General features: G+C 44.5%; 17 protein-coding genes and 1 pseudogene. 15 read left to right on the top strand and 3 right to left on the bottom strand.

Going from position 1 to position 22,920, the window contains the following annotated elements:
- Nucleotides 1-22: 22 nt before the first annotated feature.
- The 6 genes from ACBP55_RS30225 to ACBP55_RS30200 all read left to right on the top strand — a co-directional run bounded on the left by ACBP55_RS30225 (nucleotide 23) and on the right by ACBP55_RS30200 (nucleotide 9,480).
- A complete protein-coding gene (locus ACBP55_RS30225) occupies nucleotides 23-1,063 on the top strand; it encodes a Wadjet anti-phage system protein JetD domain-containing protein (protein ID WP_464646929.1) in 1,041 nt (346 codons plus the stop codon).
- Nucleotides 1,051-2,577 carry a replicative DNA helicase gene (locus ACBP55_RS30220; protein ID WP_464646927.1) on the top strand — a complete coding sequence of 509 codons (1,527 nt, stop codon included), beginning with the start codon at nucleotides 1,051-1,053 and terminating at the stop codon, nucleotides 2,575-2,577. Before ACBP55_RS30225 ends, ACBP55_RS30220 begins: the two co-directional genes overlap by 13 nt.
- Complete coding sequence (locus ACBP55_RS30215) at nucleotides 2,561-3,322, top strand: DUF6063 family protein (protein ID WP_464646926.1); 762 nt, start codon at nucleotides 2,561-2,563, stop codon at nucleotides 3,320-3,322. The genes ACBP55_RS30220 and ACBP55_RS30215 overlap by 17 nt, the downstream gene beginning before the upstream one ends.
- Nucleotides 3,306-7,736, top strand: coding sequence for a coiled-coil domain-containing protein (locus tag ACBP55_RS30210; RefSeq protein WP_464646924.1), 4,431 nt, complete (start codon nucleotides 3,306-3,308; stop codon nucleotides 7,734-7,736). Before ACBP55_RS30215 ends, ACBP55_RS30210 begins: the two co-directional genes overlap by 17 nt.
- 213 nt (nucleotides 7,737-7,949) lie before the next feature.
- Nucleotides 7,950-8,336 carry a MarR family winged helix-turn-helix transcriptional regulator gene (locus tag ACBP55_RS30205; protein WP_464646922.1) on the top strand — a complete coding sequence of 129 codons (387 nt, stop codon included), beginning with the start codon at nucleotides 7,950-7,952 and terminating at the stop codon, nucleotides 8,334-8,336.
- A 58-nt stretch (nucleotides 8,337-8,394) separates the two neighbouring features.
- Nucleotides 8,395-9,480 (top strand): saccharopine dehydrogenase family protein, encoded by a 1,086-nt coding sequence (locus ACBP55_RS30200; RefSeq protein ID WP_464646920.1) that lies wholly within the window; start codon nucleotides 8,395-8,397, stop codon nucleotides 9,478-9,480.
- 81 nt (nucleotides 9,481-9,561) lie between these two features.
- Here ACBP55_RS30200 and ACBP55_RS30195 read toward each other — a convergent pair whose 3' ends face one another.
- A complete protein-coding gene (locus ACBP55_RS30195; RefSeq protein WP_464653453.1) occupies nucleotides 9,562-9,639 on the bottom strand; it encodes an SEC-C metal-binding domain-containing protein in 78 nt (25 codons plus the stop codon).
- Nucleotides 9,640-9,753: 114 nt separating this feature from the next.
- On the opposite strand from ACBP55_RS30195, the gene ACBP55_RS30190 reads away from it, so the two are divergent.
- Nucleotides 9,754-10,569 carry an RQC-minor-1 family DNA-binding protein gene (locus ACBP55_RS30190; RefSeq protein WP_464646918.1) on the top strand — a complete coding sequence of 272 codons (816 nt, stop codon included), beginning with the start codon at nucleotides 9,754-9,756 and terminating at the stop codon, nucleotides 10,567-10,569.
- Nucleotides 10,570-10,571: 2 nt separating this feature from the next.
- Here ACBP55_RS30190 and ACBP55_RS30185 read toward each other — a convergent pair whose 3' ends face one another.
- Together ACBP55_RS30185 and ACBP55_RS30180 are read right to left on the bottom strand one after the other, a co-directional pair.
- Nucleotides 10,572-11,372 (bottom strand): WYL domain-containing protein, encoded by an 801-nt coding sequence (locus ACBP55_RS30185; protein ID WP_464653451.1) that lies wholly within the window; start codon nucleotides 11,370-11,372, stop codon nucleotides 10,572-10,574.
- On the bottom strand, nucleotides 11,347-12,672 hold the full coding sequence (locus ACBP55_RS30180) for a helix-turn-helix transcriptional regulator (protein ID WP_464646916.1): 1,326 nt from the start codon (nucleotides 12,670-12,672) through the stop codon (nucleotides 11,347-11,349). The genes ACBP55_RS30185 and ACBP55_RS30180 overlap by 26 nt, the downstream gene beginning before the upstream one ends.
- A 156-nt stretch (nucleotides 12,673-12,828) precedes the next feature.
- Here ACBP55_RS30180 and ACBP55_RS30175 point away from each other — a divergent pair, with 156 nt between their 5' ends.
- From ACBP55_RS30175 to ACBP55_RS30140, 8 genes and pseudogenes are all read left to right on the top strand, one after another.
- Nucleotides 12,829-14,247: an RtcB family protein gene (locus ACBP55_RS30175; protein WP_464646914.1), complete on the top strand. Its 1,419-nt coding sequence runs from the start codon at nucleotides 12,829-12,831 to the stop codon at nucleotides 14,245-14,247.
- 501 nt (nucleotides 14,248-14,748) lie between these two features.
- Nucleotides 14,749-15,864: a slipin family protein gene (locus ACBP55_RS30170; RefSeq protein WP_464646912.1), complete on the top strand. Its 1,116-nt coding sequence runs from the start codon at nucleotides 14,749-14,751 to the stop codon at nucleotides 15,862-15,864.
- A 310-nt stretch (nucleotides 15,865-16,174) separates the two neighbouring features.
- Complete coding sequence (locus tag ACBP55_RS30165; protein WP_464646910.1) at nucleotides 16,175-16,957, top strand: nucleotidyltransferase domain-containing protein; 783 nt, start codon at nucleotides 16,175-16,177, stop codon at nucleotides 16,955-16,957.
- 15 nt (nucleotides 16,958-16,972) lie between these two features.
- The gene (locus ACBP55_RS30160) at nucleotides 16,973-18,394 is read left to right on the top strand and encodes an RtcB family protein (protein ID WP_464646908.1); all 1,422 of its coding nucleotides are present in this window, start codon (nucleotides 16,973-16,975) and stop codon (nucleotides 18,392-18,394) included.
- Nucleotides 18,391-19,698, top strand: a complete 1,308-nt coding sequence (locus ACBP55_RS30155; protein ID WP_464646906.1) for an AAA family ATPase — start codon at nucleotides 18,391-18,393, stop codon at nucleotides 19,696-19,698. The genes ACBP55_RS30160 and ACBP55_RS30155 overlap by 4 nt, the downstream gene beginning before the upstream one ends.
- Before the next feature lie 45 nt (nucleotides 19,699-19,743).
- Nucleotides 19,744-19,977 carry an RNA 2'-phosphotransferase gene (locus tag ACBP55_RS30150; RefSeq protein ID WP_464646904.1) on the top strand — a complete coding sequence of 78 codons (234 nt, stop codon included), beginning with the start codon at nucleotides 19,744-19,746 and terminating at the stop codon, nucleotides 19,975-19,977.
- Between the two features lie 57 nt (nucleotides 19,978-20,034).
- A pseudogene (locus tag ACBP55_RS30145) lies at nucleotides 20,035-20,845 on the top strand (TatD family hydrolase).
- Between the two features lie 612 nt (nucleotides 20,846-21,457).
- Nucleotides 21,458-22,897, top strand: a complete 1,440-nt coding sequence (locus ACBP55_RS30140; RefSeq protein WP_464646902.1) for an SWIM zinc finger family protein — start codon at nucleotides 21,458-21,460, stop codon at nucleotides 22,895-22,897.
- The last annotated feature ends 23 nt before the right edge of the window (nucleotides 22,898-22,920 follow it).

The raw sequence follows: 22,920 nt of genomic DNA, 5'->3' as shown, positions 1-22,920 counted from the left end.
TCTCAAACAGGAGCAACTTTACATGGATCTCAATTCGAAAATACGATCGCATTTACAATCATTAAAGAAAAAGACAGTTTCTCTTCAAGAATTAGAAGACATGGGACAACCATGTACCTATGAAGACTTCTCTAGGTCGGTACTGGAGCTTGAGGCTGCTGGAATTCTTCAGATGGTTCAAAGCCAAGGGAGAACGGGGAAACAACTATCCCTTGCCTATCAATATAGTGTGCAGAAGAATCGTTTAAAGGAAGATACTCATAAGGAAATCCATCGAGCCAGATTGCAATTGCACCCGTTCATAAACCTCGATGCCTACTATTCATTGAAATCTAGCATTTGGGAGAAAGATAGACCTTTTATTGAACGAATAGATGCTTACTTGAAAAAGAATATGCTCCCAAGCGCTCCCGCACCAGAACCGGAGAGAAGCTTTGAGCTTGTTGCTGATGAGAAATGGATAACGGAGAAGCAAGGGAAAAGACTGCTGATCCGAATTGGTTTGTGGGATAAGCTGCTTATTCTCCCTGTGGATGATCCCTTGATGTTTGCTGTGAATCCGTATGGCCTAACCAATGCGGTTCATAAGCATCTCATCGTTGAAAATAAAACAACCTATCAAGCGCTGTTGCAAGTTTTGCCGGATGTCCCGTTCGCGACGCTAATTTTTGGCGGCGGTTATCGTGTAACGAAGAGCATTGAGCTGCTGCCGATGCAGCTTCCGCTCAGGGACCCTGCTCATGAGTTTTACTATTTTGGCGATATAGATAAGGAAGGAATCCACATTTGGCATCTATTCAATGAGCGTGTGCTCGCTCTTTTTGGCAGGCCGGCTAGTTTGGCCCTTCCCTTCTACAGAGCATGTCTGAGCAGGGACTTTGCTTCCGGCAAAGAAAACCAACGTGATTTTGAGCAGGCTTTACAGGCATTTGTGTCTCATTTTACAGAGGAGGAACAAATGATAATCAACCGCAGTTTAGCAGCCGGCGGTTATTTCCCCCAAGAAATATTACCTACACACGAGCTTTGTATGATTTGGAGGCACACAGCATGGATTACGTAGAAATTGGTCAGGTTGTTTCCGGATTTCGGGAACGCATGACCAAGCTGGCACTTTTTGATCCTCTCTATGAGCTTCAGAGAAAGCGCCAAACTGATCGGCAAAACAAACCGATAGATTTCATGGAGCTAGGGCTGTTGACGCTGCTTTACTTTTTTGAGCAGAAGTTGATGCGCAATAACAAGGCGGGTGTCAAAGACTTAGCCGAGTTCCTTTTGAAGGTGACGGGGATTTTCATCGATTTGGACGATGTCGGTTTTGAAGATCTTGCCCGGCAGATTACGCAAGTTTTTCGCCCGACGACAGGGAAGAAACGGGATTTTACGTTTATGAATTGGGAATCCGGTCATACGGAGCATATTTACATATCTATTTTGAAAGCTAATGCATTCGACTTAAAAACGAATACGCAGTACTACACGCTCGACGAAGATGGGTTGGAGCTTATTTTTGCGACTAAGGAATTTTATACCGAATTTCAATTGTCGATTCATCAGCTGGTGCTGCGCAAGCAATTGGAAAAGGGCGAGTTTGAAGGAGCACTGCGGCAAATTAATGAGATGCGGATAGATGTGGAAGCTTTGCAGGAGCGAATGGTCAAGCTGGAGCATGAGTTGAAAAGAAATATCGTATCCGAAGAAACATTCGGACGTTATAAAGGTTTGCTGGAAGATATTTATTTGCGCTTGCAGATGGAGAATGAAGAGTTCGAAGAGCTGCGGCAATTTGTGAAGGAGACCAAGGATCGCGTTCAGGCACAGACGGTTAGACAGGCTGATCAGCGGCCATATGAGTTAATTTTACGAATATCCAATGAGTTGGAGAAGGTACATGGCGAGCATTCTGTTCTTTTTCACCAGAGTATGGTGTTGAAATCACAAGCACTCAGCGCAGCGCAAGAATCCTTATACTATACCGGGTTGGACTCTTTTAACTTTGATCAGGATATTGCTTCTCTTATTTTTAGTACGCCATTGCCTTTGGAAATGATGAAAGGTGTGCTGGCCCCGTTCCTGCCGGTTCAAGAGACGAAGATGTGGTCGCTTTTGACGGTGTGGGCCGAACAAAATATGCTGGAAGACGGCAGCGGACAGGAGCGGGATGACAAGTTTCTGGAAATTGGCGGAGACAGTGACGAATACCGGTACCAAACGATGCAGAAAAAGCTGTATATGCTTCTTATGGAGCTGCTGCTGCAAAGGATGGAAGAGCAGGGGCAAGTCGAATTGAAACCGTTTATTCATTGGTTCGGAGAGAGCGAACATGCAAGATTGCTGGGCGAAAGAGCTTTCTATGATTTTTGGATTTATTTGCATCAAAGAAGCCCCCTACGGGCGGATGATAGGGATAAGCAGCAGAATGAAGAGCCGGGGACGTTGCTGGAAGACATGTATATGCTTCTGGGAGGCCGCTGTCTGGTTATCATTGAGCAAAAGGATATTATGAAGGTAAATGACAGGTTTAGCATACAGAATATGTTGATTTCGTGGGGAGAACAGGATGACAATGGGACTTGAAAATGGGACAGTAATGAGAGCTTTTCGCATCTATACCTTGCTCGCTCGCGATAACGCGGTTGGCAAAGAATGGCTCCAAGAATATATGGCGGACGATGTAGTACGCGGGCTTGTGGATCAATTCGCGCGAGAAGTCGATTGCGTAACGATCATTGCCGGAGAACAGTTGTATATGATTCCAGAGACAAGGCTATCGCCTTTTCATATGAACAATGAAGTGATTAAACGCACCTATCTGCGGGCGAATGCCGTTAATGCGGATCTTTATCTGATGTATGTCAGCATTATTGTGCTAATTGGCGCCTTCTATGATAGCTATCAAACGATGGAGCCCACGAGAAGTTTCATCGGGATTGAAGAATGGACGGCGCTTGTGAATGAGCGAATTGCGTTGTTGAAGACGCATCCTGAAGCCGAATTAAGAGAGATGGAACAGGAATTTTCCTATAACTGGACGGCCTTGATTGAAAAATGGAGCGCCATGGACGATATCAAGGAGACAGCCGCGAGACAAAGCGGGAATACGATTAGCCGGGTTAGCTTCATGGACTCTGTCCGCAAGTTTCTGGTTGCGCAAGAGCTGGTAATCGATATTGGCAACCAGGAAATTGCCTTGACCGAAAAGGCCAAAGTGGTTGTGCAGCGTTATTTTATGGAGCTGGAGTATAACCGCGGTATTTTGGAGTTTTTATATCAAAGCGATTCGTTTGAGGGGGAGGGAAGCGAACATGCCAGCGATCTCTAAAATACGTTTTACGAATGTGGTCTATGAGGATGGAAATAAGCGCTATAACGATGAATTGTTTCATTTCGATGGGCATAATGGCGCAATCCTGCTCGAAAATGGAGGGGGCAAGACGGTTTTCATCCAGTCTGCCATTCAAGCTATCCTTCCGCACGCGGAGCTTGCAGGACGTAAAATGAAGGATACGTTAAGTCTCGAAAACGGTCCTGCGCATATCGCGATTGAGTGGATTCTGAGTGAAAGGCCACGGAGATATGTGGTGACTTGCGTCAGCTTGTTTCTGACAGCAACAGGGATAGACTCTTACCGGTATGTCTATGATTATCAGGAGCTTGATGCCGATGCTATTGATCGGATACCTTTTGTCAAGGAAAGTGCAGGCAATCTTAGAGCAGCGGATAAAGGCGAAATTCATGATTATTACCACCAAATGACGTCGAAAAAAATGAACGCGAAGCTGCCGTCCACATTGAAAGAGTATAAGAAAATATTGGAGAACGATTATCACATTATCTCATCAGAGTGGGATCGTATTGCTAAGATCAATAGCTCAGAGGGCGGTGTAGAGAGCTTTTTTGATGAATGTAAAACAACGAGCCAGTTGTTCGATCGCTTGTTGATCCCAACTGTAGAAGATGCGATGGCCGGATATGAACAAGGCGAGTTCGCGAATAATTTTGAAATGCATAGGGACAGCTTCAAAAAATATAAAGAATTAAAAGAAAAAATCGAAGAAAATAAAAAAATCCTCGTGGAACTGGATGGCTATGTGCGCCATTTTGCTAAAATGGATACCAAACAGATGGCTTATGCAGCCGCTCAAGCTGAAACGAAGGCCTATTGGCTGCTCGTGAATGAGCAGAAGAATGAGGAAAGTGCCAAGCTCTCGCAATGGCATCATCAGATGTCAGAATGCGACCAGCAATTGCAGGTATTGGCTCGGAAGAATGAGTCGCTTCATATTGCCAAGCAAAAGCAGGAGCAATCCGCTTTGGAAACAAAGCTCAGATTGGTTGAGGAAGACGTTGAGCTCAAAGAAACGCTGGTGCGAAGTGCTAAACAGCACTACTACTCTTTGCGTTTAGCCGAATACAGGCAGCAGTTAACCTCAACCGAGGAGCGCATGAACTATTTGCAGCGTGAACTGGATCGATTTGGCAATACCGAGGAAGAGGCTGATCTGAAGGAAGCATGGCTCAATAATGGCGGGCAAATTCGCAGTATTTACAGCCAGATGGAGCAAGAGTGGCAGGTTGAAGAAGAGAAACTGAGTCAGGAATTAGCTGCTTATCAGAATAGGACCGACTTAGAGGAAACGATGCTTAGAGAGCTGTCAAGCGAACTAGAAGAATTAAATAAGCAGCTCATTGAACATAGATCTATCGTGCAGGCCCGCGAGAAAGATAAAGAGGCGCTGAGAGCCAATGTTTTGGCCAACCCGGCCGTCGAAAGCATGGAAGGCAGCATGGCGGACTGGATTCAGCGTTATCAGAAGTTGGATGACAGCAATGTGCTGCTTGTGCAGAAGAACAAGGATTTGGCATTCGGTAAAGAAGAAAGCGAGCGAGAGCTGGAAGGTGTGAGTGAAAGCCTCAAGATCGCCTACGTAGAACGTGCAAGTTCAGAGCAAAATCTCGAAGCGTTTAAAAAAGAGCATCAATCCATGCTTGACGAAATTGCTGCGTACAAGTCTTCATGGGGGAGACTCTCCACCGTTTATGAGAAGCAGAGTTCAATTGAAGAGCGGCTTAGAGAAGATACGGAAAAGCAGCAGCTGGAGAAGGAAGCTTACTTATTGAAGGAGCGTCTTGCTTTCCGTTACATCGATGATTACAGCTACCAGGATACATTTTTTGCTGATGTCTATGTGGCAGGCTTAGTGGACAAATGGAGAAATCAGTTCGCCTTATTGGAGACAGGCATTCAATATTTGCAAGGCTTGGAGCTAACCGAACGGGCGATGACTCATCCTCTTTGGTCTGTGACGTTAATTACGACTGAGGGTGAGGTTGGGTTAGTAGCGAGCAAGCTGCGGCAGTATGCGGAGGATATGCAGTTCCCGATTCAAGTGATCTCGTCACAGGAAGCAGCGCGTCTTGCCAATAGTGATACACCGGCAGCTGTCGATGATAACGCTTGGGTTGAACCGCAGCATTGGCGTGATAATACGGATGAAGCGGAATTCGTGAGCTGGAAACAAACGATATCGCAAAAAGGGGAAGAAGTTCGGACCACACGAAAAGCAAAGGAACACGATTTGCAGCGCACTTCTGATCTACAAGCTTCTTTCAGTCGATTCATTGCTTCTTATCCGCTTGAGGTCGTGCAAGAAATTGAAAGACAAGTTGGACTTAAACGCGAACGTGTGCGTGAGTTAGAGAGCCAGGGGGATGCCATTCGGAAATCCATTCGCCAGGTTGAGCAGACGATTGGGCAGCACAATTCCGTCATGGACGAGCAAAAAGGTGAGATAGTCCAGCTCCAGCAGTGGATTGAAAAAGGGCGAAAATATGTCGAGTTGGGCAAAGAAATCGAAACTTTGAATGGGGTCATCGAACAGCTAGGTGAGCAGTCAGAAGATCGGCAAAGCAAGTGGGAGAGCAGACAGCGCTCCATGGAGCAAGTGAAGCTGCAGATCGAAGACGTGAAAAGCAGAATGAACTATTTGAGAACGGAGAAAGCGAGTCTTCAAAGTCAAGATTTGTATATCGAAATGCTGGATATGCAGCCGATTGAAGCGAAACATAGCTTAGATTGGTTGAAAACGGAAAGAAAAGATTTGCATCTTAAGATAAATCACATATCCCAAGGGCGACAGCAGCTTGAAGCTGAATGGAGCCATGCCAAGTCCAGCAGAACAACGCTGGAGAAAGAGATGAGCAAGCTCCGGCTGGAACAAGCAGACTTGGAATTGAATGAAGATCTTGCCTTCACGGTGACCGGCGAAGAACAGATGTCGCAGCTGTTATCGGAGCTGAAGGAATATGAATCACGATTGTCTCGTGACAAAGAAGAATTCGTGCGAGTCGAGAAGCAATTTGATGCGCTGGCGACGAGGATAAAACTATTGATTGAGCAGTATAGCGCTGCGCATTCAGGTGGGCTCCCTCTAACCTTTACGGAGTCTCTGACTGATGTGGATCAGCAGGTCCACAGTGAGGATACGCGTCTGCAACAGCTGAAAACGGGCTTACAGCAGCAGCATGCGCAAATCCAAGCCCAATTAAGCAAAATTGAAGAGGTTATCCAATATTTAAATCAATACAAAATCATGCATGGGTTTGAAAATCCGCTCATTCAGGCAGCCTTCATCGCTCAGGAGCAGAAAGCGGAGTTTCCGTATGACAGAATGAAGATGGTCCGAAAATCAGTGACTTTGCTATCCGCCGTTATAAAAGAACTGGAAGTCGAAGAGTCATTGGTGAAAAAGGCCAGACTTCACTTTATTGATTTTTGCCGGAAACAGATCAAAGATGTCAAAATGAGAGATATGGCCGAGCAAGGTGTCGAGAAAAAAGACAACTACCAGGAGCTAACGCAATTTCAGCAGAAAATGCACAGCCGGATTGAACGTGTCAACCATGTCGCAGAAGAAACGATGCGCACCCATAATCAGCAGCTTGAGCAGTATATCATTCATGTACACAGCCATATTAAGCTTATTGCTTCTGAACTTCGAGATATCCCTAATAAAACCAGAGTCAAGGTTGAGGACCAGTGGAAGCACATTTACTCGTTCCAAATTCCCGAATGGGATGAGCTGGAGGCCAAGGACTATCTGCGCAAGCATCTGGAATGGATTTTAGCCGAATTGGAAAAAGGTCACTATCGGGATGACAACGGGCAGGAAGTGAAATCCACCGTTCGTAAGGAGATCGAAAAATGGCTGGATACCAAGCAGCTTCTGCACATTGTGTTGCAAGAAAGACCGATGAAAGTCTCCTGCCGCAAAGTAACCAATGAAAATAACGTAACGAAGGCTTCCTTCTCCTGGGAGCAGTCTAATAATTGGTCCGGCGGGGAAAAATGGAGCAAGAATATGACCTTATTCTTGGGTTTACTCAACTATGTCGCTGAAAAACGTCAGCATATTCAAGCGAATATGAAAAGACATCGTACCGTAATCCTGGATAATCCTTTCGGGAAAGCGTCGAGTGATCATGTCTTGAGTCCTGTGTTTTTTATTGCAGAGCAGCTCGGTTTCCAAATTATAGCGCTCACCGCGCATGCGGAAGGGAAATTTCTTAAAGACTATTTCCCTGTCGTCTTTAGCTGCAGGCTAAGACAAGCGGCTAATGGAAGCAAGCTAGTGATGACGAAAGAGAAGGAGATTAATCAGGCTTATTTCCGTGATTACGCGCCGATTTCCCTCGAAAGATTAGGGGATGTTAAGCAGATGGAGTTATTCATATAGCGGCTTGAAAAGCAAATAAACCTTAAAGAAAGTCTGCCTGATCTCCCTTGGTTACGCATCGGAGATCAGGCAGACTTTATTGTTGCTTCCTTCAGAAATTGACTCGACTTGACAAACAACAAGTTTAGCAACTAAACTAAAATTATGGATAATATAAATGTCTCTCCGTCACATAGTAGGAATAAAGGAAGCCATAATCTTGGAAGGTTAATCATGCAGCTTAGGAGGCTCGAACGTCATCCTCAAACTTTTGGAAACGCGGGATCCCTGACTCCGAGTGAAATTCACACGATCGAGGCGATCGGTTACGAGGGTGCGGTATTAATGAGCGAACTCGCTGCCCGTCTGGGCGTTACGAAAGGCGCTGTATCACAGCTTATCGTCCGATTGGAAGATAAAGAATTGGTAACACGAGCGTCGCATCCACATGATTCGAGGGGAATTGTGATTTCACTTACCGAGAAAGGGAAGGAAGCATTCACAGCTCACGAAGAAGTACACGTTGATTTTTACGATCAGCTTCGTACTCAGGTAAGCGATCAAGAGATCGAAATATTTGAGAAATGCATTGAAAAATTAAACGAGTTTTTACAGAAATAATTTTTTTTGATTATTTAGTTTAGTAACTATACCAATTAAGTTGACGGGAGAGATGGTTATGAAGAATGACATTATAGTGGTTGGCGGATATGGGCATGTAGGAAAAATGATTTGCAGGGATCTGGGTGAGTTATATCCAGGTAAGGTATATGCGGCGGGAAGAAACTTTAGCCGGGCTGAGCAATTCAGCAGCACAACCAATGGGAAGGTAAGGCCTTTACAGCTAAATATCAAGGAGGCGGTCGATCCGGACATTTTGAAAGACGTCATGCTGGTCGTGATGTGTCTGGATCAGGCGGACACTGCATTTGTTCGAACTTGTTTCAAAAGCGGGGTTCATTATGTGGATGTTTCTGCGAACGATTCGTTTCTATCGCAGTTGGAAGGATTGCGTGCGGAAGCCGCCGCAAGTCATGTAACGGCCGTGTTGAGTGTTGGACTCGCTCCGGGGCTGACAAACTTGCTGGCTCTTCGTGCCAAACATCTGATGGATCAGACGAATGCCATAGATATATACATTATGCTGGGAATGGGAGATCAACATGGACAAGCCGCTATAGAATGGACCGTTGATAATCTGAGCACGGATTTTGGTGTCGTAAAAGATGGGAATAGAGTTGTCGTATCTAGTTTCACGGACGGAAAAAAAACGGATTTTGGATCAGAGTTGGGACATAGAAAGGCATATCGATTTAATTTTTCTGACCAACATGCACTTACGCGAACTCTTGGAGTGCCAATTGTTTCCACACGTCTCTGTTTCGATTCGATTGCGGTGACTGGTTTACTCGCGTGGTTGAGAGTATCGGGAATGTTCCGATTATTGAAGTTAAAGACGATTCGTAATGCCGCGATTCAATTGTTCGGTAAGATGCGATTCGGAAAAGAGATGTTTGCCGTAAAAATCGATACATGGGGAAAAAGGGGGCAAGAAGATGTGTTGGTTGAGAGCTTTTTACAGGGAATAAACGAAGCCAAGATTACCGCTATGGTGGCCGCTTCTGTGTCGGATAAAGTTTACAGTTCAGTGTTATCACATGGTGTATATCATATTGATCAGTTATTTGAGTTGGAGAGCCTACGTCCTTCCCTTCCTCCAGAGGCTACCATTGAAACCCGGATCAACGGCAAGGTGATTTATTGATTTCTTGCTTGTACATATTAGAAACAAAATCCCAAACCAAATGTCAACGGTTGGGATTTTGCTTACGAGAGCCAAATTTATCTATGCATTGCTGAAGCACTTCTTGTATTTCTTACCGCTGTCGCAAGAACAAGGGTCATTACGTCCTATTTTATCCATCTTCTTGGAGGGGGCTGATACTGGTATTGGTACTGGACTTTTACCCTTAAAGAGCCGATCTATCTCATTGTTCGTTTGACCCGAAAAAAGTATGGCGAGGAGGAACAGTTGTTCATGGCCGCGTTGAATCATAAGAATAAGCAGTCGAAACCGGAGCTGACAGCTAGTTTAAGAGAAGAGGAAATCCGTTATATCCTTCACGCGGCAGATAGTTTGATCGGTAGCGGAGGAAGGAGCATGTTAGCCAAAATTCTAAAGGGCTCACGTGATAAAAAGCTGTTGGAGCTGGAATTGAACACGAATGTGGCTTATGGCTACTATAGTTACTTGACTCTAGAGCAAATTACAGAACGAGTCGATTGGATGATCAAGAATGATTTTCTTGAATTGGAGTACAACCGAGATATGCCCCTGCTTATTTTCACAGAAAAAGGATGGCTGATCCAGTGTGATCAGTTGACTGACCTGCTGCTGCATCAGTGGAACCAGTGGATTGAAGCTGGAATTGGCGATATAGATATGTCCTATCTGAAAGATCGCAACCGAGGCATGATTCTACTATTTTTACAGAAAGTTGCCGGCACTTCGGATGAAAGCTTCATTCCACTACTCAAGCAGTGGCATCTTGTCGATTATCAAAAGGTGAAGAAAGCGATAATGGAGGTTATTGCTCATCTTCAGAATAAGGGGGAGAGTCGCTTAGTTCTAGAAGGTGCCGCGCCTCAAGTGGGAATTACCTCCGATCTGTTCCATCAACCGCGCGAAGCAGAACGACTTAAATGCTGGGAATGCGGAAAACGTTTTGAATGGAAGATAGAGGAACAGGATGTATTCCGCATGCGTGGCTGGGATCCGCCAAAACGTTGTTCTTCTTGCCGGGATGAGCGCCGTAGTCAAAAAGAAGGCTTCACATGGAATGATTTTGATTAAGCTTAGGACTCCCCATACCTAGCTAAAGCTTTTTTGGCCGATTCAAGCATTCTCTTTTGCAAATATTCGCCTTGGGTGACGCGCACGCGCTTACCCAAGAAGCGAAGTTTGCTAAGGACATATTCGGCTTCATTGTTTTGAAAGGTTAATCGGATTGTATACGTTTCTTGAATTTCATCGTAGTCGACTTGCTTCTCAAAGCAAGAGAAGGCATATAAAATCCGCGACAATTCTCGATTGTACTCTTTTATAACCTCAATCGTTGCATGAATCTGACGTTTTTGCAGCAGTTTCTCTATGTCTAAACCAATTTGGGCAACTCGCTCAGGAGAAATGGACAACTCTTTGATCGATTCAATTTTTTCCAGTTTCGTACTCATCATCGCCCGATGTCTGATGTGATACCATAGCAAGTACCATTCTTTTTTCACCAAAGAATACTCAAGCTTATAGGGAAAAGCCATTTCATTGGTAAAAGTCCGATCATCCTTCACTTTGAATGTAAGTTGGATAGCGGCTTGACTCGTAATGAATCGACGTAATGCGCGAAGCATCGGGTGATAGACTAGCTTCTCCTTGCTTCGAGCTTTCTCAATAAAGGCATCAGAAAAATCCAAGGGGTTCTCATCAACAAGCACAGATTCAAGCTTTTTGAGTGTCACTGGGGTGAAAGCATGGGACGCCGAGGGGTGATTAAGCATGGTCTTCAGCCATGACCTTTCCTGTGAGGTGATCATGAAAGTGCCCGAATTCTCTAGGCGCGTAATCATTTGATAGTTAAATATTTTCTCGAACAGGTTCATAATACGTCTCAAGCTCCTTCCACTCCGCAATCATCTCATTCCGAAAATAGATCGGTTCAAGCACCTCGCAGCTAGATCCGAAGTTTCTAATCCAAGGCTTAATTTCCGTAGTTCCATTAACCTTAATTTCGAAAATAAACGAATCGAGCTGTTCTTCTGTAATTTCTCCCCACTGCCCCTGAAGAAGGACACGATCTTTAATGAAATTCGGCCCCGTATCGCCAGGATTAAAAAATCTTACTTTCAAGATAACCGATCGTCCGGTATCAAGGACCCAACTATGCTTTATACTCTCTTCCAATACACTTTTCTTCTCATCAAAAAGGATGGAGTCGACAGTCTCACCCTGCTCAATCTGAGTCATGCCTTCCATGCGATATTTCTTGATACCATGCCGGGAGTCATAAGCAAGAAGGTACCATCGTCCATATTGGTGGTCGTAGACAATTTTGAGCGGTAATGTTTTCTGCAGTTTCCCTTCCATTTCCCGTTCAAATAATGGGTTTGTGTTTTTCGATGAATAAGACTGCGAATTTTTGGGCGAAAAGTATAAGAATTCGATCTTGCGACGATTTTGAATGGCTGATAGAAGGATGGATAGATGCGCTTCATCCAAAATACGTGAATGGTAATGATATTTATAAAGGAATGGCTCTATGGATGCCGGTTCCGATGAAGTCCGATTCATATGCTTTTTTAGCCCGTCTCGCAGTAAATATCCTTGTACCGACGGTACCTGTGTATTCGACATCACATCAATGAAATCATAGAGATCAAGAAGCTCATCCTGGCTAAGTTCATGGATTAAATCATTATGTATGCGATAACGGTAGGGGCGTGGTCCTGGCACTTTTTTGATGACACCGACTTCTTCAAGATATTTCAAGTCGTTTCGAACCGTTTTCTCATCAGGAAGTGAGGAATCAGGCTGGATATCTTTACAACATACATCCAGCAGCTCAATAGCGGTAAGTGCCTGCTCATTCAAAGCAGCAAGAAGCGTAGAAATTCGCTGACTTTCGGATTCTTTCAATGACTTCGCTCGAAATAAGAACAGCAGCATAGGGTCCGTTGAATCGAAATAGCTGTATCGCAGCATCTCAGTGAATTCTTTCCTTTGCGTGTCCGGTGCCTGTTGATACATCGTGGCTACGATTTCTTTTAACCGGCGTAATGTTTTATCAAAGGTATGTACCGAGATCCCCAGCCTCTCCGCAAATTGCTGACGACTATACGCGCCACTAGTGAGGACAAGCATTCGTAGAAATTGAATTTCTTTATCAAAGCTTTCCTTAGCCATTTGTATCCCTCACTCTTCATTTCAACCTTATCTTATTGTAACAGGGGAGAGATATGGAGAAAATGGAAAACTTTTCACTGTCGTCATACTTCCACCATGTTCGTTTGCATGGAAATCAGCGAAGATAGCTTTAGAAGATAAACGGAGGTTAACCAAATGGATATGATAACAAAAGCTCACGGAAGTAATCATTATGAAATGGAACTAGAGCATGGCAATTTGCACGTTTTTGCTAACACTGATGTGTTCCAATCCTTTGAGAACAAAGTATTCGAAATGGCAGATAATAACCTGCGGATTCCGCGTAATGTGCATATGAGCTACACCCCTGACGCCCATGTTGGAATTGGTACTTGCATTGGTACAACGGCAGTTTGGAGCATGAAAGACGGGTTCGTTTCTCCTTCCATCGTTGGCGTAGATATCGGCTGTGGCATGCGCGTGCATACGACATCTCTGCATAAACGTGATATTCAAGACAAGAGTGTTCGTAGAGCACTAATTAAAGCGATCGAGAAATATGTTCCAACGAATGAGCGCACGAATACGAATTATTCAGATATCGATATCATGAATGTCGTTCAAAACGGCTTAAAAGGACTTCCTGAGAAATATGTTCCGAATGAGCAGTGGCTTACGCATGTAGAAGAATCTACGTTCAAGTTCGACCACGCCTACCTTGAGAATTTGCCAGCAAAAATCCGTAAATATGCCCATGGGCAACTTGGGACGCTCGGTGGCGGGAACCATTTTATAGAGATTCAGTATCTAGAAGTGGCGGAGGCTCATAAGGATTTGGCAGAAAAATGGGGCTTGTTCGACGGTCAAGTTGTCGTCATGATTCATTCTGGATCACGTGCGTGGGGAGCTATGTTGGGTCAAGAATTCACCAAGGTTTTCAGAGAAGCAATGAACAGTTGGGGAATTGAAAATCCCGATCGGAATCTCTTATATGCCCCTATTGTAAGTCAAGAAGGGCAAACCTATTTAAATCTGATGTATTCCGCTCTCAACTTTGCAGTAAGTAATCGACATATGATTGCTTATGGCGTGCGTGAAGCTTTCAGAGAAGTTTTTGGAGGGGATGAAGAACTGCCTGTTCTCTATGACCTTATGCATAACTATGCATTAAAGGAGTTTCACCGCAATCAGCCGATGCTCGTCCATCGGAAGGGAGCGACAAGAGCGCTGCCGCCAGGTCATTTCCTGAATACAACGGCCTATAAAGAAACGGGTCATCCGGCATTAATCCCTGGTTCTATGGGAACCTCATCGTACATTATGGTTGGGAAAGAGGAAGGGCTGAAAAACTTCTACTCCATTTGTCACGGTGCCGGCAGAGCGAGATCACGGAAAGCGACAAAAGAGCTTGTCACTGTGGATCAATTCGCGCAATCGATGAAAGTTGGGACGGATGATGAGATTCTCGTTAATCATCGTTCCCTGCAAACCATCCTTGATGAATGTCCGCAAGCCTATAAGGATGTGGATCAGATTATAGATAGCGTTGTTGGCGCATCGCTAGCAGATGTGGTGGCGACTTGTAAGCCGATGGTTGCGATTAAAGGGGTTTAGGAAATTGTAGTGATGATAGACGTCAATGGACGTATAATCATAAATTTGGATGTATGTACGGATGACTTTACCAAGGCTAGGATTTCAAATAGTCCGGCAGTGCTCACACATCCCTATGTGTTTGTATACTGTAATGTTCATTTCGGCGTACATTCCCCAGGTGCAGGGGTTCGAATCCCCTATCGTGTGGAACGATTAGCTCAGTGGTAGAGCACTCGACTTTTAATCGAGCAAAAAACATCCCAATTGATCGTGTACTGGAGTCTTCTGTGGCTTTCAAATTGCACACTGCACTAAGGCTATGCAGTCTGCAGATACCGATTGCAAGAATGTTAACAACCTTTTGTTAAGAATTGGACGATAGACGGTTTGCTAGTGAAACCCGACAACTCCAACTAGTTTTCAAATGGCTATTATTCATTTCTTGTACTCTTAAGCAGGATTCCGCCCTACTCGCAGGAGGACTCCAAATACGTGATCTATCATTCAAGGAGGTATAACATGTTAAAAAAAGTGACGATACAAAATGACGAACGAGGCCTGCTTTTTCGTAAAGGCAGCTACTATAAAAGTTTACAACCGGGCACTTATCGGTTTTCTCCATTTTCGGAAGATACTGTTGTTGTTCTAAATATCATGACCCCTTTTAATGTAAAAGGGAAAGATCTTCAGTTGTTTATACATGACGAAATACTCATACAAGAGCTGAATATTGTGCAAGTTCAAGACTATGAATATGTACTACATTATGAAGATGGCAAATTTGTTGGTTTGTTGACAGCTGGAAGCTATGCTTTTTGGAATGTTCTGAAAAAACATACCTATCTTCGTGTGGATATTCGTAATCCTGAATTGCCAAAGGAAATTGATCCAGCTATCATTCCTAAGCTGATTGGTTATTATCAGACATTTGATGTGGCTAGTCACGAAAGTGGAGCATTATTTTATAACCATGTCATGCAAAAGGAGCTTGCTCCTGGCAAATATTATTTCTGGAAGGGGCCTATAGGAGTCGCTGTGAAAACAGTCGACCTGCGCCAACAGCAAATGGATATGACGGGACAAGAAATGATGACGGAGGATAAGGTAACACTACGACTTAACTTTGTGTGCCAATATCGCATTTTGAATCCGCTTCGTGCGCTTGAAATCAAGTCGTTTGAAGAGCAAATGTACATTCAATTGCAACTTGTTTTGCGTGAGTATGTAGGTGCATTGAAATTAGATGATTTGCTGAAAATGAAACAAGAAATCGCTACCTATGTTTTGTCGCGCTTGAATGAGAAAAGCCTAGAGTATGGCGTGCAGTTCTTGTCCGCAGGTGTGAAAGATATTATTCTGCCGGGCGATATTAAGGATATACTGAATACGGTCCTGTTAGCTGAGAAGAAGGCTCAAGCTAATCTCATTACGCGGCGTGAGGAGACTGCTTCTACACGTAGCTTGCTCAATACGGCTAAACTTATGGATGAGAACCAAACCCTGTTTCGCTTAAAGGAGCTAGAGTTTCTGGAGAAGATATGTGAGAAAATCGGGACAATTTCATTCAACGGTGGAGGTAACTTACTAGAGCAGTTGAATTCGCTTGTTGGAGATAAAAACATTTCTAAGCAATGATAAATTTTATTAATAAGCACGATCATTATAATTAATCTTTCCGCCGCAACGGATTGACAGTTCTTAGGTTTGACTCGTATGATGTTTGTAAATGAATGGAAAGGAGGCCGACGCTATGATTTGCAATCAAATTTCTATGAAAAACCTGACAATTGAAGAGCACAACATACCATCGGTCTCAACCGGACTAATGACGAATACGTAGGTACTCTTTGAGTAAGCCTAGTTTAAATTTGACATGATAAAGCCGTAGACGATGTTGGTCTATGGCTTTTTTGCGTCCACATAATACGAAGAAAGGGTGAGTCCCATGACATTTGATGTGAGAAAAATAGATAGTGAGCTTAAACGAATTGAGCAAGAGGAAGGCGTACGGATTCTCTATGCCTGCGAATCGGGTAGTAGAGCGTGGGGATTTCCATCGAAAGACAGTGATTATGATGTTAGGTTTATCTACGTAAGACCTGTGGATTGGTACTTATCCCTATTCGAGAAACGAGATGTCATTGAGCGTCCGATCAGCGATCAACTGGACATCAACGGGTGGGATTTGAAAAAGGCGCTGAATTTGTTTCGCAAGTCGAACCCACCATTGCTCGAATGGCTGCAGTCGCCAATTCAATATTTGGAGCAATACGGTGTGACGGAGCAAATCCGCCAGCTGTCACCGTTAACCTTTTCACCGCGGTCCAGCATGTATCATTATTTGCATATGGCCAAAGGGAACTTTCGGGAATATTTGCAGGGTGAGTATGTGAAAATCAAAAAGTATTTTTATGTGTTACGCCCCATACTGGCTTGCCAATGGATTGAGGAGCACGGCAGCATGCCGCCGATGGATTTTGAAGATCTGGTGGAGCAAATGCTGCCAGAATCGAAGTTAAAACAAGAAGTGTATACGTTGTTGACGCGTAAGAAGGCTGGTGTCGAATTCGATTTAGAGCCGAAAATTACGGTAATCAACGATTATTTAGATCGACAAATCGCTTATTTTGAAGAAACTGCCAAACATATCGCTGTCTCTGGTGAAAAGCAAGAAGCAGCATTAGATGCTTTATTCCGAGATGCGCTGAGGGAGGTTTGGGGTTCATAGAGAGGATTAAAACGAATGAAAGAAAATTATATTCAGCAGGTTCAGCTCCCATCGGGAGTCGTGCATGTATATGCAGGACCTGAGTTGTTTAAAGCTTTAGATTATCAAGTTTTTCAAATGGCCAACAACAATTTGCAGATTCCAAATCAAGTGTATATGAGCTATACGCCTGATGTACATGTTGGTATTGGTACTTGCATAGGCACAACAGCAGTATGGAATACGCATAACGGATATGTATCACCGTCTATTGTCGGCAGCGATATTGGCTGTGGCATGAGGGTGCATATGACGAATTTGCACAAGGATGAACTGAAGGATGTGAAGCTGCGCCGCAAGCTGGTGAAGACGATCGAGAAGTATTTGCCCGTTGAAGATCACGCACGTGGACATTTCTCGGACATCCGATTGGAACACATCGTCACCAAAGGACTGCATGGACTCCCGAAGAAATACATCCCTGATGGTTATACGCCCCGAAAGGCAACGTCGCTTACGCATGTAGAAAGCAGTAAATTTACTTTGGATGAAAATGCATTGAATCGATTTCCGAACAATGTTTGGCATCGGTCACACCGCCAGCTTGGGACGCTTGGGAATGGGAACCATTTTGCGGAGATTCAGTCGATAGAGATTGCGGAAGATAACCGGGAAGTGGCTGAAGCCTGGGGACTATTTGATGGTCAAGTGGTCGTGATGATTCACTCGGGCTCGCGTGCATGGGGCGGCTCTGTGAGTCAATATTGCAGCAGTGACATGTTGAAGGTGATGCGGATGAATGGATTGGGAACGGCTGATCCTAAGCTGTTATTTGCACCTTTAGAACATCTGGCAGCCCAGACTTACGTAAATCTCATGTATTCAGCGCTCAATTATGCTGTTGTAAATCGCCATCTCATTGCCTATGCCATTCGTGAAGCTGGCAAAGATGTGTTTGGGTCGAAGTTTGAAATGACCACCCTGTACGATCTTATGCACAATTATGCATGGGAGGAAGAGCATGAAGGGCAGTCCTATTTTGTCCATCGCAAAGGGGCGACGAGGTCGCTTCCGGCAGGCCATTCAAGTAATCCGCAGCCTTATCAAAATACAGGTCACCCTGCACTGATTCCGGGTTCGATGGGGACAGCTTCCTACATTATGGTAGGAGCTCAGGGTGGCAAAGCCAACTTTCACTCCATCTGTCATGGAGCGGGACGGATTCGCTCTCGCAGCGCGACGAAAAGGCTGATTACGCTAAATGAATTTGCCTCTTCCATGGGAGTAGGTACGGATGAGGAAATTGTCGTTAACCAAAGATCGTTAGAATCGATTCTAGATGAATCGCCGCAGGCTTACAAAGATGTAGATCAAATTATTGAAAGTGTCGTCGGAGCGGGATTGGCTGAAGTTGTAGCCAAATGTAAGCCTTTGGCGGCAGTAAAAGGTGCCAAATGAAACAATTACAAAGCGTAAAAATTAATGAAGAATCAGCGGCAGTATCGGCTCCGATCAGGTCTGAAGGCGGCTCGCTTGCAGCGTATAGGGACTATGCCTATGTATTAGAACGCATTCAATATGTGCTGGGAGATAAATTTGGACACCGCTTTGAACCCTATTTAAGTGATGATGGGAAAGAAGAGTATTGGGAGCTGCTTGAACAGGATGTGAAGGCTGAAAGTGATAATGTGCTGTTCGTCTCTAGAATCTTCGACCATATGGAGTCACGTGCATTCGGATTGGATGCGGAAAGTGAAGTATCGGCTTATCGCACGTTTCCTACACTGCGCAATAACGTTTTCGCTTACCCATCCTGGGGAATCGCGTTAGCTAGAGTACCTATCTTTCGCATGAATGGTATCGGAGAAGAGGATTTTGTTTTTGCTGTGGATGATGAGAGTCTGTTGCATTTTCTAGAGCATGCTCGGCAGCGCCGTAGGGATTTGGACCGAAGGCAAGTGACAGTTTTCACGGATGGACCTCATGGCATGGAGAAGGAATTAGCTCCTATTACTCGCATGGTCGACCGTTCGGAAGTCATTATGAAGGACGAAGTGAAGACAGACATTTATCGCTCAATCGATCAGTTTTTTGCTGAGGATCGTGCTTTTTTCAAAGAGTATCAGCTACCTTACAAAAGAGGTATTTTGCTTTACGGCAAACCGGGCAATGGAAAAACGACGCTCGTCAAATCGATTGCCGGCAGCGTGAAAGCTCCTGTTGCTTATTGGCAAATAACGGAGAATACGGGTAGCGAATCTATTCAAGAGGTGTTTCAAGCTGCGGCTAACATGGCGCCAATGATTCTCGTTATTGAAGATATCGACGCTATGCCTCAGCGGGCGAGGTCGTACTTTTTAAACATTTTGGATGGTGCGACTTCCAAAGAAGGCATTTTCCTCATTGGGACAACGAATTATCCGGAGCAAATTGATCCGGCTATGAACCGGGCAGGGAGATTCGACCGAGCTTATGAAATCAAGCTTCCAGATCTTGAGCTTAGACAGATCTATTTGGAGCAAAAGGGGATAGGGAAGCTTTTGAACGAAGAAATGATTCACTTAACGGCGAAGCAAACGGAAGGGTTTACTTTTGCCCAGTTAAATGAGTTGTATGTATCGGCTGCGCTTCAGTGGCATTATGAGCAAAACGTGAATATGGAAAAGCTGGTGAAATCGATGAAGTCTGATCTGCACAAAGGGCAGACGATGTCATGGATGAAAGAGGATGCGGATGTGAGGGTTGGGTTTTTGGTTAGTTGAGAAGTGTGATTATAAATATGGATTAGATTTGAGGATGTGATTGTCATGTTGCAAGATAATGTACAAACAAAATTAAGTAAGTTTATGAGTAAAATACTTCGGCACTCGCCTGAAGATTTCGGACTGAGCTTGAATCCTGTTGATGGTTCATGTGCGATTACTGATTTACTCGAAATTCTTCGTTTACAGACGAAGTGGTCAGAGCTTAAAGTAAGCGATATTGTTTGTCCGAAGGACTACATTTTGCAACGCTCGCTGATAAACGAAGAGGGGAATTAGTTATTTTAGCCATTGATGCAGAGCAAGCTTATGAGGACGAAAAGGAGGGGCAGTTAAATGAATGATCAACTCATCGATATTGGTGTTAATTTGATGCATCGCTCTTTTGATCAGGACCGCGATGAAGTGGTTGCAAGAGCGCTGGAAGCGGGAGTGTCCCCACTTCTTTTGACCGGCACAAACGTGAGAAACAGCGAGGGGGACTGCGCGTTATGCCGATAAATTTCCGGGGAAATTATTTGCAACGGCTGGGATTCATCCGCACGATACGCGCAATTGCACGGCGCATACCATTGATAAGCTGCGTCAATTGGCGAAGCTGCCTCAAGTCGTGGCCATTGGTGAATGCGGACTGGATTATAACCGTGATTTTTCACCACGCGACGTGCAGCGCAAATGGTTTGAGGAACAAATTCAGCTTGCCTGCGAGCTGGAAATGCCGCTTTTCCTACATGAACGTGAAGCGCATTATGATTTCGTTCGCATAATGAAGCCTTATATTAGCTCAATGAAGAAGAAAGCTGTGGTCCATTGTTTTACAGGGTCACTACAAGAGCTTCAGGTTTATCTGCAGCTAGGATTTTATATCGGAATCACAGGCTGGATCTGTGATGAACGAAGGGGGAAGCATCTGCGTGAGCTAGTAAAGCGTATACCGCTAGATCGTCTGATGCTAGAAACCGATGCTCCATTTCTTACACCGCGGGATTTAGCCTCAAAGCCACAGGGTGGCCGGAATGAGCCGGCTTTTCTACCACACATCGCAGCGACAGTTGCTGCATGCCTTGGTAAAACGGTAGAGGAAGTCGCCGAATCAACGACGCGGACAGCAAAGGATTTTTTTGGATTGAATGAATTCAATATGTGAGGATTTCCTCTCAATACACGATTTTAACGTCATTCAGCTTTCGTGAGGGCAGATGGGCTATTGTTGTTACCAATGTTGTATTTTTTACAACAATTCACACGCCAAAAGGTTATTTTGTAACTTGAAGTTGCATTTCGTACAACATTTTGAGCACTTTTGTTGCGAAATGGTCTATATTGGGCCAAATTGTTGTACATGATGCAACAATGAAGGGAGCAAGGCGAGAATTAGGCATCAATTGTTGCACTTACTACAACATGATTCAACAGTGAATATGAATTCATTCATCCAGCAACCTAAATTCTGCATATTAAACGATTGATCCCGATTTAAGACAAATCAATGTAGAGCAAGATTGGTCGAATGAATTGACGCTCTCAAAGATACAACATTACACGGATAAGCAAATGAATGTTTAAGCATTTTCCTCTTGAGCGTAGCTTGCTTAGTATCAAACTTTATAAACACTCTCATCCATGGACGGCGTAAGCCGTTTATTTAGTTTTTCGAGTTCTTCGTTCTATTCACAGCTGAAATTCCATACCCATGAAAAAGGAAAAATTAGGAACAGTGTGGAAACTGTTTGTATAACCAAGTTATGAGGGGTACAAGATGAATTATTTAACGGAATCGTATGTAGATAGTCTGGCGCTTAACAGCAGTGCGATTAAGAATGGCAAGGATTTGGTGAAGAAAAACAGTTTTCCGCTGCTCTGTCAGTCGGAGGACGGGACGATCATTTTTGGGGAGTGTAAAGGCAGCGGGAAGGACCCATATCGGTGTTCAGTTGATGTGGCGAAAGAGGGCGATCCCGTATTCCGCTGTTCATGCCCGAGCCGTCAGTTTCCGTGCAAACACAATCTCGGTTTGATGTATGCCTACACGTCAGGTAAGACGTTCATCACTGCACCTATTCCACAATATATTGTGGATAAAAGGGAAAAGGCGGAGAAGCGGGAAGAGAAGAAGAAAGAACCTGTCGACCCGGATGCTCCAGTTGTTAAGCGCAAGACGAACAAGTCAGCATTAGTGAAGAAAGTAGCTGCACAGCTGGAAGGAATCAGTATTGCTGAGAAGCTTATCCTGCAGCTAGTACAGTCAGGACTAGGAAGCCTGGACAAAAAGGCGCTGCAAACCGCTGAAGAGCAGGCCAAACAGCTCGGCAACTATTATATCCCGGGGATCCAAGCGGCGCTTCGTGATTTGACGCTGCAGTTTCGCGCAGAGGAAGATCGGGAGACCGTTTATACAAACGTGATCGAGCAGCTCACTACACTGCAAGCGTTGATCAAGAAAAGCAGGGAGTACCTCAACAGCAGATTGGAAAATCCAGATCATCCTATGGATACGGAATCAACGTTGGAAGAATGGATTGGGCATGCCTGGCAAATCGCAGAACTGAGGGAGTATGGTCGCGTTCGCAGCGAGTCCTCGGAATTGCTTCAGTTGTCGTTCCGATCCTATACGGATCAGGCGAGAGGCGAGTTCATAGATGAAGGATACTGGGCGGACCTACTAAGCGGACAGCTCCACATCACAAGAACGTATCGGCCATTCCGTGCAGCGAAATACATACGAGAAGAAGACTCTGTATTTCAAGTCGTCGAAGCAAAAGAACTTGCGCAATATCCCGGAGAGCTTAACACGAGGGTGCGATGGGAAGAAGCGATGTTCCGCGAAGCTGATTCACAAGATTTTCAGAAGATTCTTGCGTCAGCTCACAAGTCATTCCCAGAAGTCATTAAACAAGTGAAGAATCAGATTAAAAATCCACTTTCGGACAAGCGCCCTGCCGTACTGCTGCAATTTGCTGAGATCAAGAAGTCGGAAACTTCCTTTGTGCTATTAGATGAACAAGGTAAACGGCTTCCACTTGCAGACATTCCATATCTCAGCGAGCCTACGACTCATTTGCTGCCTATGTTAAATAAGACGTTCTTACAGAATCAGGCGATTCTGGTTATGTTCGAACACAATTGGAAACATAACAGGCTTGAGGCACAGCCATTAAGCATCGTAACGACAAATGAAGTCGTTCGCTTGCTTTATTGACGAATAGAATTAGGAGACGAACC

The sequence above is a fragment of the Paenibacillus sp. WG02 genome, from assembly GCF_055396115.1.
The sequence above is the reverse complement of the archived record's forward strand: the minus strand, read 5'-3'. Positions and strand labels throughout refer to the sequence as shown.

Bases quoted from the DNA above. Each gene is read 5' to 3' on its own strand.
- ACBP55_RS30160 (WP_464646908.1), top strand. From the start codon at position 16,973: ATGAAAGAAAATTATATTCAGCAGGTTCAGCTCCCATCGGGAGTCGTG.
- ACBP55_RS30200 (WP_464646920.1), top strand. From the start codon at position 8,395: ATGAAGAATGACATTATAGTGGTTGGCGGATATGGGCATGTAGGAAAA.
- ACBP55_RS30185 (WP_464653451.1), bottom strand. From the start codon at position 11,372: ATGAACCTGTTCGAGAAAATATTTAACTATCAAATGATTACGCGCCTA.
- ACBP55_RS30180 (WP_464646916.1), bottom strand. From the start codon at position 12,672: ATGGCTAAGGAAAGCTTTGATAAAGAAATTCAATTTCTACGAATGCTT.
- ACBP55_RS30215 (WP_464646926.1), top strand. From the start codon at position 2,561: ATGACAATGGGACTTGAAAATGGGACAGTAATGAGAGCTTTTCGCATC.
- ACBP55_RS30150 (WP_464646904.1), top strand. From the start codon at position 19,744: ATGTTGCAAGATAATGTACAAACAAAATTAAGTAAGTTTATGAGTAAA.
- ACBP55_RS30195 (WP_464653453.1), bottom strand. From the start codon at position 9,639: ATGGATAAAATAGGACGTAATGACCCTTGTTCTTGCGACAGCGGTAAG.
- ACBP55_RS30170 (WP_464646912.1), top strand. From the start codon at position 14,749: ATGTTAAAAAAAGTGACGATACAAAATGACGAACGAGGCCTGCTTTTT.
- ACBP55_RS30165 (WP_464646910.1), top strand. From the start codon at position 16,175: ATGACATTTGATGTGAGAAAAATAGATAGTGAGCTTAAACGAATTGAG.
- ACBP55_RS30140 (WP_464646902.1), top strand. From the start codon at position 21,458: ATGAATTATTTAACGGAATCGTATGTAGATAGTCTGGCGCTTAACAGC.
- ACBP55_RS30175 (WP_464646914.1), top strand. From the start codon at position 12,829: ATGGATATGATAACAAAAGCTCACGGAAGTAATCATTATGAAATGGAA.
- ACBP55_RS30210 (WP_464646924.1), top strand. From the start codon at position 3,306: ATGCCAGCGATCTCTAAAATACGTTTTACGAATGTGGTCTATGAGGAT.
- ACBP55_RS30205 (WP_464646922.1), top strand. From the start codon at position 7,950: ATGCAGCTTAGGAGGCTCGAACGTCATCCTCAAACTTTTGGAAACGCG.
- ACBP55_RS30220 (WP_464646927.1), top strand. From the start codon at position 1,051: ATGGATTACGTAGAAATTGGTCAGGTTGTTTCCGGATTTCGGGAACGC.
- ACBP55_RS30155 (WP_464646906.1), top strand. From the start codon at position 18,391: ATGAAACAATTACAAAGCGTAAAAATTAATGAAGAATCAGCGGCAGTA.
- ACBP55_RS30225 (WP_464646929.1), top strand. From the start codon at position 23: ATGGATCTCAATTCGAAAATACGATCGCATTTACAATCATTAAAGAAA.
- ACBP55_RS30190 (WP_464646918.1), top strand. From the start codon at position 9,754: ATGGCCGCGTTGAATCATAAGAATAAGCAGTCGAAACCGGAGCTGACA.